The sequence below is a fragment of the Nocardia sp. Marseille-Q1738 genome (genome assembly GCF_965283145.1).
On the sequence record NZ_CBDIMS010000012.1, the window covers coordinates 35,237 to 48,687 of the forward strand.

Annotated in this window: 8 protein-coding genes; 6 read left to right on the forward strand and 2 right to left on the reverse strand. The window is 68.0% G+C overall.

The genetic code is table 11. From position 1 onward, the window contains the following. Window position 1: 1 nt before the first annotated feature. Complete coding sequence (locus ACWPXK_RS30705; RefSeq protein ID WP_454199665.1) at window positions 2–700, forward strand: hypothetical protein; 699 nt, start codon at window positions 2–4, stop codon at window positions 698–700. Between the two features lie 170 nt (window positions 701–870). After that, complete coding sequence (locus tag ACWPXK_RS30710) at window positions 871–5,814, forward strand: NAD-glutamate dehydrogenase (protein WP_454199666.1); 4,944 nt, start codon at window positions 871–873, stop codon at window positions 5,812–5,814. A 38-nt stretch (window positions 5,815–5,852) separates the two neighbouring features. On the opposite strand, the gene ACWPXK_RS30715 is transcribed toward ACWPXK_RS30710, so the two are convergent. After that, window positions 5,853–6,917 carry an SPFH domain-containing protein gene (locus tag ACWPXK_RS30715; protein WP_454199667.1) on the reverse strand — a complete coding sequence of 355 codons (1,065 nt, stop codon included), beginning with the start codon at window positions 6,915–6,917 and terminating at the stop codon, window positions 5,853–5,855. A 213-nt stretch (window positions 6,918–7,130) separates the two neighbouring features. Here ACWPXK_RS30715 and ACWPXK_RS30720 point away from each other — a divergent pair, with 213 nt between their 5' ends. After that, window positions 7,131–8,669, forward strand: a complete 1,539-nt coding sequence (locus ACWPXK_RS30720; RefSeq protein WP_454199668.1) for an amino acid permease — start codon at window positions 7,131–7,133, stop codon at window positions 8,667–8,669. 128 nt (window positions 8,670–8,797) lie between these two features. Next, window positions 8,798–11,245 (forward strand): tetratricopeptide repeat protein, encoded by a 2,448-nt coding sequence (locus ACWPXK_RS30725; RefSeq protein ID WP_454199669.1) that lies wholly within the window; start codon window positions 8,798–8,800, stop codon window positions 11,243–11,245. A 6-nt stretch (window positions 11,246–11,251) separates the two neighbouring features. Here ACWPXK_RS30725 and ACWPXK_RS30730 read toward each other — a convergent pair whose 3' ends face one another. Next, window positions 11,252–11,608: a DUF1707 SHOCT-like domain-containing protein gene (locus tag ACWPXK_RS30730; RefSeq protein WP_454199670.1), complete on the reverse strand. Its 357-nt coding sequence runs from the start codon at window positions 11,606–11,608 to the stop codon at window positions 11,252–11,254. Between the two features lie 216 nt (window positions 11,609–11,824). Here ACWPXK_RS30730 and ACWPXK_RS30735 point away from each other — a divergent pair, with 216 nt between their 5' ends. Together ACWPXK_RS30735 and ACWPXK_RS30740 are read left to right on the forward strand one after the other, a co-directional pair. Further along, window positions 11,825–12,559 (forward strand): MerR family transcriptional regulator, encoded by a 735-nt coding sequence (locus ACWPXK_RS30735; protein ID WP_454199671.1) that lies wholly within the window; start codon window positions 11,825–11,827, stop codon window positions 12,557–12,559. A 244-nt stretch (window positions 12,560–12,803) separates the two neighbouring features. Further along, a complete protein-coding gene (locus tag ACWPXK_RS30740) occupies window positions 12,804–13,385 on the forward strand; it encodes a dihydrofolate reductase family protein (protein ID WP_454199672.1) in 582 nt (193 codons plus the stop codon). Window positions 13,386–13,451: the final 66 nt, after the last annotated feature.

Here is a 13,451-nt window from a genome sequence, read left to right on the forward strand (position 1 = left end):
GGTGTCCACGTTGCGCGAGCTGGTCTGCGAGTACTGCGGGCACCGCAACACCGGTGCCGATTCCCGGTGCGCGCACTGCGGTGCGCCGCTGCGCGCGTCCAGGGACAAGTCCGTCGTCGAGAGCAACCTCCCCGCCCAGATGGCCGGGGTTGCGGAGAAGGTCGGCGCGGAGGCGGAAAAAGCGGTCGCCGAGACCAAGAAGATTGTCGGCAAGACTTATCCGCTCTGGCAGTGGCGTGCCGCCGGAATCGGAATCCTGGTCATGCTCGTTGCCGTCGTCCTCGGTGCCCGGTCCTGTTCGATGTCTCTGCCATCGCTCACGCGCGGGGATACACCGGCGCAGGCCATGCCGGGTCTGCTGCGGTCCGCGGCGTCGTGCGAGGCACTCGATGCCAGTCGGCGCGGGGAGAAGTGCGTCATCGCGGCCAGCAACCCGATGCTCTTCGGCGGCATCGCCGGCGGTAGGGACCTGACCTTCTATTCCGAGCTGGTCCAGCCGGATCAGTTGGCCGACAGCCTTTCTCGCTGGCGCAGCGCCCGCGCGGTCGTGCTCGTCGACGGTCCTGTCTATGTGGCGATCAGCCCCTCGGCAACCGTCTGGTACGCGGACACCAGGGCGGGTTTGCGCTTGGAGACAGGGACATTCGCCGGTCAGACGGCCGCTCGGACCTTCGTCTCGCGAGCGGGTCTGGTCCGCTGACACAGCGCAACCGCATCCGTTCGGCCGGAGAAACTCCCTGATCCGGACGCCGTGACCGGTATCTGCCACGGAATATTATTGTTACACTGTTGATTGTGCCGTTATCCAGCGGTACGTTATTTGAAGTACGAAACACGTACGAGTGCAGTTCCCGGGAAGGCGACGGATCGATGGTGGCAACCACCCAGCAGACGATTTCACCGAAGCGGTTCCACGATGATCCGACCGATCTAGAGGCGGCCTACTTCCGCTGGATCCAGCCGGGATCCTCGGCGTCGGCGATCACGGATCGAGCCGAGCGGATCTTCCGCCAGCATCTCGGACTGGCGGCCACCCGCGCGCCCGGTTCGGCGACCACCCGGGTCTACCGCCCGGACGACAGCGCCGGGCTCGGCGCCGCGATCCAGATCGTCAACGACGACATGCCGCTGCTGGTCGACTCGGTCACCGCCGCGCTGCGCCGGCTCGGCGCGACCATCACCGAGGTCGTGCACCCGGTGTTCGACGTGTCGCGGGATGCCGAGGGCAGGGTGCTGGCCATCGCCCCCCGCGACGGCGAGGCCGAAACCGCCGGCGAGACCGACGGACAGACCTTGCGCGAGTCGTGGATCCACGTGCAGCTGGGCACGGGCCTGTCCGACGAGCTGGTGGACCGGATCGAGCGCGCGCTGCCGCCCCTGCTGGCCGACCTGCGCCAGGTCGCCGACGACACGCCGACCATGGTCGAGGTGCTGACCACCGTTGCCGACCAGCTCGATCAGGCCGCGCAGTGGGCCGGTGACGCGGAGATCCCGCAGACCGCGAATCTGCTGCGCTGGCTGTCGGACGGGCACTTCACCCCGCTCGGCTACGGCTACTACCACTTCCGCCGCTCCGCGCCCAGCGCGAACGCCGACTTCGAGCCGTGGCAGCTGCCCGGCACCGGACTGGGCGTGCTCGCCGGCGGCGCCGCCGCGGGTATCAGCGTGCCGGTGGTCGGCGCGAAGCGGACGGTCCTGCGCATGGCCAACGGCTCGGTGGAGTCGCTGCTGCCCGGGTCGCGGGATCTGTACTTCATCAGCGTCGCCGACTACGGCTCAGGTGACCCGAGCGGTCGCGCGGCTTGGGGTGACACCGTCGCCATGGTGAAGGGCGAGCACGTCTTCGTCGGCACCTTCACCGTCGCGGGCCTGCACGAGAACATCCTCGACATCCCGGTCATCTCCCGGCGGGTACTGCAGGTCATCGACTGGGCCGGTTTCGACCTCAACTCCTTCTCCGGGCAGGCGATGCTGGAGATGATGCAGTCGTTCCCGCGGGTGGAGCTGTTCTCCACCGACGCGCGCATGCTGTTCGAAACCGTCTCCGCTGTCATGAATCTGGGCCTGCGGCGCCAGGTGCGGTTGTTCCTGCGCCGCGATGCGCGCAGCGACACCATCTACTGCCTGGTGTACATGCCGCGTGACCGCTACTCCACCGAGGTCCGGCTGCGCATGGGCGACATCCTGCGCGAGCAGTTCGATGCCGAGCAGATCGCCTATTCGGCGCGCGCGACGGAATCCGAGCTGGCCGTCGTGTATTTCACCGTGCACCGTAAGCCGGGCGCCGAACCCGGCGACATCTCCGAGGACAACCGCGAGCGGATCCAGGAGCTGCTGCTGGCCACCACGTGGACCTGGAGCGACCGCCTCGTCGCCGAGGCGGCGGGCGCGTCGGACGTGCCGCAGGCGCTCGTCGGCGACTACGCGGCCGCCTTCCCGGCGAGCTACCAGCAGGAGCACGAGCCCGCACGGGCGCTCACCGATCTGCGCAGGCTGGAGCGGCTGGCCGACGGCGAGATCGACACCAATCTCTACCGGCACGGCGAGTCCGCCTCGGCGGATTGGCGATTCACGCTGTACGTGGCGGGGGAGGGCGTGTCGCTGAGCCGGGTGCTGCCGGTGCTGCACAGTCTCGGTGTGGAAGTCGTCGACGAGCGGCCCTACCGCATCACGGTGCCGGACCGGCCGGACCGCTGGATCTACGACTTCGGACTGCGCGTGACGGCCGCGCCGCTGCGGGACGCGCTCGACAGCGAGCCGCCCGCACAGCTCGGGCAGTCGGTCGATGTCGCGTCGCTGCCGGAAACCAGTGTGCGACGGCGTTTCCCGGACGCGGTGACCGCGATGTGGTTCGGTCGTGCCGAGGTCGACGGCCTCAACGAACTGGTCCTGCGCGCCGGTCTGCACTGGCGTCAGGTGGCGCTGCTGCGCGCCTACGCGAAGTACCTGCAGCAAGCCGGATTCGCCTACACCTTCGGCAACATCACCCGCGTGCTGCTCACCCACCCGGCCACCGCCCGCTCGTGCACCGAACTGTTCGCCGCGTACTTCGATCCGGATGGCGTCGGCGATCAGACCGCCGACCGGGCCGCCGAGATCGCCGAGCGGGTGCAGGCCGAGATCGACGCCGTGGTCAGCCTGGACACCGACCGTATTCTGCGTGCCTTGTTCGGCTTGATCGAGGCGACGCTGCGGACCAACTACTACCGGCGCGACGAGGCGGGCAATCCGCTGGACTACCTGTCGGTCAAGTTGAACCCGCACGCGATCGCCGAACTGCCCAAGCCGCGTCCGCAGTTCGAGATCTTCGTGTACTCGCCGCGGGTGGAGGGCGTGCATCTGCGCTTCGGCTCGGTTGCGCGTGGTGGTTTGCGGTGGTCGGATCGGTTGGAGGACTTCCGCACCGAGATCCTGGGTTTGGTGAAGGCGCAGGCGGTGAAGAACGCGGTGATCGTGCCGGTTGGTGCCAAGGGCGGGTTCGTGGTCAAACAGCCACCCGCGGCTACGGGTGATCCGGTGGCGGATCGGCAGGCTTTGGGTGCGGAAGGTGTTGCCTGCTATCGGACGTTCATCTCCGGTCTGCTGGACATCACCGACAATGTGGACCGTGCGACCGGTGAGGTGTTGCCGCCTGCGCGGGTGGTGCGCCGGGATGGTGATGACACCTATCTGGTTGTCGCCGCTGATAAGGGCACGGCGACGTTTTCGGATATCGCCAACGATGTGGCGCAGAGTTATGGGTTCTGGCTGGGGGATGCGTTCGCCTCGGGTGGCTCGGCGGGTTATGACCACAAGGCGATGGGGATTACGGCCAAGGGTGCGTGGGAGAGTGTCAAGCGGCACTTCCGTGAGATGGAGATCGACACCCAGACAGAGGATTTCACCGTTGTCGGTGTGGGTGACATGAGTGGTGACGTGTTCGGCAACGGCATGCTGCTGTCCGAGCACATCCGTTTGGTGGCCGCCTTCGACCACCGCCACATCTTCCTCGACCCGATTCCCGACGCGGCCCGCTCGTTCCGGGAACGCCAGCGGATGTTCGCACTGCCGCGCTCGTCGTGGGCCGACTACGACACGTCGCTGATCAGCTCCGGCGGGGGTGTGTACGACCGCTCCGCCAAGGCGATCCCGGTGACGCCGGAGGTGCGCGCCGCGCTCGATCTGCCCGCACACGTGACCACCTTGTCGCCGCCGGAGATGATCAAGGCGATTCTGCTCGCGCCGGTCGACCTGCTGTGGAACGGCGGCATCGGTACCTACATCAAGGCGAGTACCGAGACCAACGCCGAGGTGGGCGACAAGTCCAACGACGCGGTCCGGGTGAACGCCGACGAACTCCGGGTCAAGGTGATCGGCGAGGGCGGCAACTTGGGTGCCACGGCGCTGGGCCGGATCGAGTTCTGCCGCAATGGCGGACGGATGAACACCGACGCGCTGGACAACTCGGCTGGCGTGGACTGCTCCGACCACGAGGTCAACATCAAGATCCTGCTGGACGCCGTCGTATCCAGCGGCGAGCTGCAGGTCGCCGAGCGCAATCCGCTGCTGGCCTCGATGACCGACGAGGTCTCCGAACTCGTGCTGCGCGACAACATCTCGCAGAACTTCCGGCTGGGGATGTCGCGGGCCGACGCTGCGGGCATGTCCGGCGTGCACGGCAGGCTGATCAACGACCTGGAACAGCGCCGCGGCCTGGACCGCGAGCTCGAGGCGCTGCCGACGGATGCCGAGCTGGCCCGCCGTGCCGCCGAAGGAACCGGGCTGACCTCGCCCGAGCTGGCCAATCTGATGGCGCACGTGAAGCTGTCGCTCAAGGCCGACCTGCTCGCGGGCGACCTGCTCGACAGTGCCGCGTTCGCGTCGGTGCTGCCGGCTTACTTCCCCGCGCCGCTGCGTGAGCGGTTCGCCACCGCGATCGGCAGGCACCCGCTGCGGCGCGAGATCGTGGCCACCGTCGTGGTCAACGAGATGGTCGACTACGGCGGTATCACCTACGCTTTCCGGCTCGCGGAGGAGGCCGGGGCGACCACCGACGACGCGGTGCGCGCGTACAAGGCGGCGGTGGAGATCTTCGATCTGCACACTCTGTGGGAGCGGATCAGGCAGACGCCGATGTCCACGGCGGCGCGCAACGAACTGGAGCTGGAGACCAAGCGCACGCTCGACCGTGCGTCGCGGTGGCTGCTGTCCAACCGGCCGCAGCCGATCGCGATCGGCGCCGACATCGCCAGGTACCGGGACGGGGTGCGTGCCCTGGTCGGCCAGGTGCCCGCCTGGCTGACCGGGTATCTCACCGACGATCTCGCCGAGCGCTCGCGGCGGTCGATCTCCCGGGGCGCGCCGCGGGAGTTGGCCGAGGAGGCCTTCGGGCTGATCCACCGCTTCCCGCTGCTGGATGTGATCGACCTGGCCGACATCGCCGACCGCGATCCCGCGGAGGTCGCGGTGCTGTACTACGCGCTGAACGAGCATTTCCAGATCGAGCGCCTGCTGACCGCGGTGGGCAACCTGGAGCGCGGCGGGCGCTGGCGGGCGCTGGCCCGGCTCGCGGTGCGCGAGGATCTCTACGATTCGCTGCGCTCGCTGACCCTGGACGTGCTGACCGCGACCGAACCGCAGGACAGCACCGCCGAGAAGATCGCGTACTGGGAGTCGACCAACCGGTCGCGGCTGGGCCGCGCCCGTGCGTCGCTGGCGCAGATCTTCGCCGCCGAGACCCACGACCTGGCCGCCCTCTCGGTGGCGGCGCGGCAGGTCCGCGGCATGGTGAGCGGCGGTGAGTCGACCGCCGTCGCACCGACGGTCGCCGGCTGATCCATCCGGCGATGCCCGGAGGCATGGCGCGCTCGGCGTCAGCCTCCGGGCATCGGCGTTCCGCAGGCACCGCAGAACTTGGCCGACGCGGCGGATTCCGCGCCGCAACTGGGACAGTGCCGCGGCTGCGGCGCAAGGCGCGCACCGCAGTTCATACAGAACCGCGCGCCCGCCGGGTTGGCGGCGTCACAGGCGGCGCACGACACCTGTCCCGCCTCGGGAGCGGCGGGCGGCAGCTGCGGTGCCGCGGAAGGGGTGCCGACCTGCTGGCCGATGGCGTTCAAACTCAGCGCGGCGCCGAGGAATCCGCCGTCGGCGCCGTGGTGGTGACCATGCGCGAAACCCTGGCTCGCGCCGAGCGCGAGTTCACCCGCGGCGTAGCGCTGGAAATCGCCGGTGAGGCGTATGTACTTGACGTCCTTGGCCAGTCGCTTCAGCCGGTCGGCGTCTTCCGGAGCCAGCGAGATGTCGAAGTTGCCGATCCGGGGAATGCGTAGGCCGTATTCGTAGAGTGCCGTGTTCGTCTGGCGCAGCACCGCGGTCTCGATCGGCTGCAACTGCGCCGAGAGCCCGAGCACCTGCCAATCGCCGCGCGAGATGCCCTGGGTCACGGCGATCTTCATGGACTTGAGCAGCAGGTCGGCACACCAGCTCTGCACCCGCTGCTGGTCGGTGAGGTCCGCGGTGCCCGCCAGCTGGGTGAGCAGCTCGCCAGGATCGCGGACGGTCAGGGCGAACTCGCCGAACACGCGCAGGGTCACCACCTGCTCGCTGACCGGGTCGAGGATATCGGCCAGCCGTCCGCCGAACCGAATCCCGGGAAACTCTCTGGTGGAGACGAAATACAGTTCGGCGCGATAGAAGTTCCCGCCGGTGACCGTGTCGACGAGTGCGCCGAGCACCGGTAGTTCGGTGGCGTCGATGCGGTGGCGGCCCGGGCCCATCGCGGCGATCACCTGCCCGGACTGCACGAACAGGGCGGTCTCGTCGGCGTTGACGATCGCGCGGCTGTAGCGGCGGATGTTGACATCCGGCCACTTGTAGACCATCTGGTTCTTGCGCTCCTCGGGGACCGCGATGAACTCCCGCTCGAACCACGCCATCTGCGCTCCCTCTACTGCCTTGCCCCATCGAGCGTACCGATATCCAGTGGCTCGTTCAATGATTCCTTATTGCGATCATTGCTGTTCGGAGGCTGTTTTCTCAAATTCATTGATGTCCAGCATGTTACAAGAGGCGAGTCGCTATTGAACGTACCGCTATCTAACGGTACATTGAGCGAAGTTATGATCGCCGTCACCTGAAAGGCCATCGCCATGACCACAGTTCGACCTCCCGCGGAGGCGCCCGCACCCGCTGCCGCGCTGCATGAGGAGGACGAGGGATACCACAAGGCCCTGCGCCCCCGTCAGCTGCAGATGATCGCGATCGGTGGCGCGATCGGCACCGGATTGTTCCTGGGTGCGGGCGGGCGACTGGCCAGCGCTGGCCCGGGTCTGTTCCTCGTCTACGCCATCTGCGGCGTATTCGTCTTCTTCATCCTGCGGGCGCTCGGTGAGCTGGTGCTGCATCGCCCCTCCTCCGGATCGTTCGTTTCCTACGCGCGTGAGTTCTACGGCGAGAAGCTGGCATTCGCGGTCGGGTGGATGTACTTCTTCCACTGGTGCATGACCGGGATCGTAGACATCACCGCCATCGCGACCTATGTCCATTACTGGGGAGCGTTCGAGGCGATACCGCAGTGGCTGATCGCCCTGGTCTCGCTCGCGGTCGTGGTGAGCATCAACCTCATCTCGGTGAAGTGGTTCGGCGAGCTCGAGTTCTGGGCCGCACTGATCAAGGTGGTCGCGCTGGTCACCTTCCTGATCATCGGCACGGTGTTCCTCGCGGGCCGTTTCAAAGTCGACGGTCAGGTCACCGGCCCCAGCGTCATCACCGACCACGGCGGGCTGTTCCCCAGCGGCCTGCTGCCGCTGGTCCTGGTCACCACCGGCGTCGTCTTCGCCTATGCCGCAGTGGAGTTGGTCGGCACGGCGGCGGGTGAGGCGGAGAATCCGGAGAAGATCATGCCGCGCGCGATCAACTCCGTGATCGCCCGGATCGCGCTGTTCTACGTCGGTTCGCTGGTCCTGCTCGGTCTGCTGCTGCCCTACACCGCCTTCAAGAACGGTGAGAGCCCCTTCGTCACCTTCTTCTCGAAGCTCGGCCTGGACGGCGCCGGTTCGGTGATGAACCTGGTCGTGCTGACCGCGGCGTTCTCCAGCCTGAACGCCGGCCTCTACTCGACCGGCCGCATCCTGCGCTCGATGTCGATGAACGGCAGCGCGCCGACCATCGCGGCGCGGATGTCCCGCGGCGGCGTGCCCTACGTCGGCATCCTCGCCACCGGCGCGGTCGCGCTGATCGGCGTCGGCCTGAACGCGGTGGTGCCGGAGCAGGCGTTCGAGATCGTGCTGAACATGTCGGCGCTGGGCACCATCTTCGCGTGGGCCGCGATCGTGGTCTGCCAGCTGCAGCTGTGGCGCTGGTCGCGCACCGGCCGGGTGGAACGGCCGTCCTTCCGGCTGATCGGCACGCCGTACACCAGCTACGCGACCCTGGTGTTCTTGGTGACGGTGGTCGGCCTGATGGCCTTCAGCGACGACCATGTGCAGCGTGGTGCGGTGATCACGATGGTCGTCATCATGATTCCCGCGCTGGTCGGTGGCTGGTTCCTCGCCCGCAAGCGGGTGCTGCAGATCGCGGCGATCCGCGAGGGCGTCACCGGACAGTTCCCCGTCCTGGCCGAGCGGCCGAAGCGCCGCGAACAGGGCGGCGACACGGTGGTGATCCTCGACAAGCCCGACGAGGAGTGAGCCAGTATCCGCCCCGGGCCTTTCGCCCGGGGCGGATCTATTCCCAATGCCGGGAACAACACTCTGCGCATCGACAGGCGGCGGACCAGAATGAAACCCCGATTCAACGGTGGGTTTGAGAGGTTCGTATGGCCGAGCACCCCAGCGCATCCGACCGTCCACTCGGGCATCCGTGGGCGAATCGGCGAATGCGCGGCACCGAGGTGCCTCGGCGAACTTCCCATCCCTGGGCGACTCGGCACCTGCTCAAAACCGAAGTGGCCCCACGACTACCCGATCCGTGGTCCACACCGCGGTGGGTCGAGGAGCGGTCGAAGCGTGCCGTCGCCGTGGACTCCGTCCCGAGCGTCGTCGAGCCATCGACCGCTCCGGACACCGCTCCTGAGCCGACCATCGGCACCGCCGAGCTGCTGCTCGGTGAACTCGAATCGGAACCCGGTTCCGGGCGCAGCGCGCGCTCGCGGCCGAGCGTGCGCAGATTGGGCGGCGGTCTGGTGTCCATGCCCAAGGTGAGCCCGCTCGATCCGCGCACCGCGGTCATGCAAGACCCGGTAGTCCCTGAGCACAAACGTTTTTGCTGGAAGTGCCAGCAGCCGGTCGGCCGCACGACCGAAGCGGGGCCGGGTGCGGTCGAGGGGGAGTGCGGCCGATGCGGCTCCCCGTTCAACTTCCGGCCCTCGCTCCAGCCGGGCGAGATGGTCGCCGACCAGTACGAGGTCCAGGGCTGTCTGGCCCACGGCGGACTCGGATGGATCTACCTCGCCGTCGATCGCAATGTGAGCGATCGCTGGGTGGTGCTCAAAGGGTTGCAGAACCCGCTCGACTTCGAAGCGCACGTGGTCGCCCTCGCCGAACGTCAGTTCCTCTCCGAGGTGGCCTATCCCGGCATCGTCAAGATCCACAACTTCGTCAAGCACCGCTCCGGCCGCGACGTGGCCGACGGCTACATCGTCATGGAGTACGTCGGCGGACGCTCGCTGAAGAAGATGCTCGACCTCCGTGCGCCGGACCGTATTCCGGTCTCGGAGGCGATCGCCTTCATGATGGAGATCTTGCCCGCGCTGGACTATCTACACTCGTTCGGGCTGGCCTACAACGACCTCAAGCCGGACAACATCATGGTCAGCGAGGACGAGGTCAAGCTGATCGACCTCGGCGCGGTCGCCGCTATGGAGTCCTACGGCAGCATCTACGGCACCCCCGGCTACCAGGCTCCCGAGATCACCGAGACCGGCCCGACCGTGGCCTCCGATATCTACACCGTCGGGCGCACGTTGGCCGCGCTGGTCATGGACATGCCCAAGAACGCCGACGGCCACCAGCTGCCGGGCATTCCCGCGCCGGAGCAGGAGCCGCTGCTGCGGCGCTACCCGGCGCTGCACCGGCTGCTGCAGCGCGCGACCGATCCGGATCCCCGCCGCCGCTTCCCGACCGCCTACGCCATGTACGGCCAGCTTGCCGGTGTCCTGCGGATGGTGCTCGCCTACGACACGGGCAAGGAGCACCCCCAGGCTTCGCTCGAATTCGGCGCGATGCGTGGCGATTTCGGCATCGAGACGCTGATCGGGCAGACCGACGGAATGGCCGACGGCCGGCACCGGTTGCCCGCGCTGGACGCGCCGAGCGTCGTCGCGGCCCTGCCGGTTCCGTTGATCGACGGCGAGGACCCCAGCGCCGACCTGCTGTCCACGCTGCTGCACGGCGACCCGCGGCATGCCCTGGACGCGTTGCGCCGCACCGCCGACCGGATCGTCTCCGGGACGATCCGCGAGCCGGAGACCTTCGAGCTGGAGGGCACGCTCACCGCGGTGCGCGCACACCTCGACCTCGGTGAAGTCGTGCCCGCGTGCGACCGGCTCGCCGATCTGCGGCCCGAGTACGGCACCGACTGGCGTATCGAGTGGTACTCCGCGGTCGCCGCGCTGCTGGACGGGCAGTACGAGCGCGCCTTCGAGTACTTCGATCTGGTGCACCGCATGCTGCCCGGCGAGATCGCGCCCGCTCTGGCACTGGCCGCGACGGCCGAACTCACCCTGCAACATCTCGGAGGCGCCGCCGCCGACACCGACTGGGGCGGGCTCGCCGAGGAGTACTACCGCACCGTGTGGCGGACCAACCACGGCGTGGTGAGCGCGGCTTTCGGCTTGGCCCGCAGGCTCGCCGCCGACGGCGGGCTGCTGGAGGCCGTGGAGATCCTGGACCAGGTGCCGGAGGCGTCGCGATATCAGAACGTCGCGCGGATGACCGGGTGTCTGCTGTTGGTCTCCCAACCGATCCCGGAGACGACCGAGGCCGACCTGCTGGAGGCCGCCGCGCGCTTGGACGCGGCGCCGGACGAGCCACGAGCGCTGCAACTGCAGGTCATCGTGGTGGGCGCGGCCCTGGAGTGGGTGCGCGCGGGCGGACAATCGGCCACCCCGGAAGCGACCCTGCTCGGGTTCCCGTTCACCTTGCTGGGGCTGCAACGCGGGCTCGAGTCGAGCCTGCGTGCGCTGGCGCGGATCGCGCCGCATCGCTTGCACCGGTACCGCTTGGTCGACCTGGCCAACCACGTGCGTCCGAAGTCGCGGTGGTGACCGGACTCAGGTCGTGCGCGCGGTGAGCATGAAAAGCGCTGGCGCCGCCAGGATCACCAGCAGCCACAGCCAGTTGCCGGTGGTCACCGCGAGCACCACCGAGAACACCACGGCCGCCCCCGCCAGCACGACGAGGCGGGGCAGCGGATTGGCCGGGATGACCTCGGCTGCGGGCGGTGTGCTGCCGGGCAGGTCGGCGAACAGTTCGGCCAGCTGAGCCTTGCTGGTCGCCGCCGCGACCGCCGCGCTGAGCTCGTCGAACTCGGCCAGACCGATTCTGCCCGCGCCCAAGTGCTGGGTCAGCTCGCGAAGTGCCCGCTCCCGGTCGGCGATACTGGCCGGAGGGCCCGCAGATTCACCCATGCCGGAAGGATAGGTGCAGCCGCAAAAGCCGTGCACCGAGCGGGTTTCCATGAGCGGGAAGGGCGGTCGGCCGCGGGGTGGCGCCCGCGCCTCTCGAGCAGGGGACGCCACCACGCACGCGGAGTTTGCTGAATTGTCGCTGGAGACCGGTCGGTCGCCCCGGCAATGGCCGCGCACCGGCCGTCGCGCCGTGTTGCGATGTGGTTTCCTTGAAGGATGACTGCGGGTGTGGAGTACACGATCGACGAGCTGGCGCGGGAGGCCGGTACGACCGTGCGCAGCCTGCGCGTTTACCACGAACGCGGGGTGCTGCCGCCTCCGCAGGTCAAGGGGCGGACCGGGTTCTACGGCGCCGACCACCTCAACCGGGTGCGCACCATCAGCAGGCTGCTCGACCGGGGGATCAAACTCAACGGCATCAAGGAGTTGCTCAACGCCTGGGACCGCGGTGACGACCTGGGCGACATCCTGGGCGTCGCCGAGCCCGGCGCGCCCGAGACCGCCGCCGTCGACACCGGGGACACCATCGCGGCGACCGAACTCGCCGACCGCTACCGCGACGTGCCCAACGGTCTGGCGCGGGTCGTCGCCGCGGGCCTGTACGAGCCCGTGGACGCGGCGACGTATCGGATCGCGGATCGCCGGCTGGCGCATGGTTTCGATCGCCTGACCGCCGCGGGCATCCCAGCCGATCAAGCGCTCGGCGAGCTGGAGAAACTGCGCGCCGACGCCGACCGGATCGCCCGCCGCTTCGTCGACCTGTTCCGGCGCACGGCCTGGGCGTCGTTCCAGGATTCCCCGGGCGGCCCGGCGGAAGTCGACGACCTCACGCAACGGTTGGCGGCCACTCGCGTGATCCCCGGCGAGACCGCCGCGGAACTCGTAAACCGCTTCGTCGCAAAGTATCTCGACCAGGACACCGAGCTCTCCGAGGCCCTGTCGCAGGACTGATCGGCAGGTGCGGCCGAAACCGCCGGAAATATCTCCATTTCAGATTCCCATCAGTGGAGATACGTGACAGTAACGTGCCGTTAATTAGCGGTATATTGGTCTCGTTCGGCGCGCGTTCGCACTGTTGCGACGTTACCTATCGTCGTCTACCTAAGTATGTCTTCCACCGACCTACCGATGCGCCGAAGTGTCGCTCTCCCCGACAATCTGACCGTCGCACAAGGGCAGCAGATGGGTGTGGGCAATGGGAAGCGTGACACTGTGGATGCAGATGTCGCTCGACGGCTTCGCGGAGGGGCCGGATGAGGAAATCCACTGGCCGGTGGTCGACGAGGAACTGTGCGAGTCGTTCCTCGACGAACTGCGTTCGGCCGACCTGTTCCTCTACGGCCGCAAAACGTACGAGATCATGGCATCGTTCTGGCCGACCGCCGACGTGGATCCGGCGATCTCGGCGTTCTACGTCGATTTCGCGCGGTGCTGGAAACAGACGCCGAAGCTCGTCTTCTCCCGTAGCCTGCGCACCGCCGGGTGGAACACCCGCATCGTCCGGGACGATCTGGTCGAGCAGATCACCGCGCTACGCGCGCAGCCCGGCTGCGACATGGTCCTGTTCGGCGGCGCGGAGACGGCGTCGGAGTTCATGAAGCACGACCTGATCGATGAGTACCGGCTGTTCGTCCACCCCATCCTGCTCGGTGGCGGCGTCCCGTTGTTCCCGACGCCCGCGGTGGCCTCGGGGCTGCAGCTCGTCGACGTGATGACCTTCGACAGCGCGGTCGTCCAAATGCACTACCAGCAGACGGCCTCGGCGTCGACGGTGTAGTGCGCGCGGCGGCCGGTGACCGCCCGCCGCCCACACGGGGGACGTGAGACGAACGTTAACCTCTGA

Excerpts from the sequence above, each read along its gene's own strand:
- ACWPXK_RS30740 (WP_454199672.1), top strand. The coding sequence starts at position 12,804 with ATGGGAAGCGTGACACTGTGGATGCAGATGTCGCTCGACGGCTTCGCG.
- ACWPXK_RS30735 (WP_454199671.1), top strand. The coding sequence starts at position 11,825 with ATGACTGCGGGTGTGGAGTACACGATCGACGAGCTGGCGCGGGAGGCC.
- ACWPXK_RS30730 (WP_454199670.1), bottom strand. The coding sequence starts at position 11,608 with ATGGGTGAATCTGCGGGCCCTCCGGCCAGTATCGCCGACCGGGAGCGG.
- ACWPXK_RS30720 (WP_454199668.1), top strand. The coding sequence starts at position 7,131 with ATGACCACAGTTCGACCTCCCGCGGAGGCGCCCGCACCCGCTGCCGCG.
- ACWPXK_RS30710 (WP_454199666.1), top strand. The coding sequence starts at position 871 with ATGGTGGCAACCACCCAGCAGACGATTTCACCGAAGCGGTTCCACGAT.
- ACWPXK_RS30715 (WP_454199667.1), bottom strand. The coding sequence starts at position 6,917 with ATGGCGTGGTTCGAGCGGGAGTTCATCGCGGTCCCCGAGGAGCGCAAG.
- ACWPXK_RS30725 (WP_454199669.1), top strand. The coding sequence starts at position 8,798 with ATGGCCGAGCACCCCAGCGCATCCGACCGTCCACTCGGGCATCCGTGG.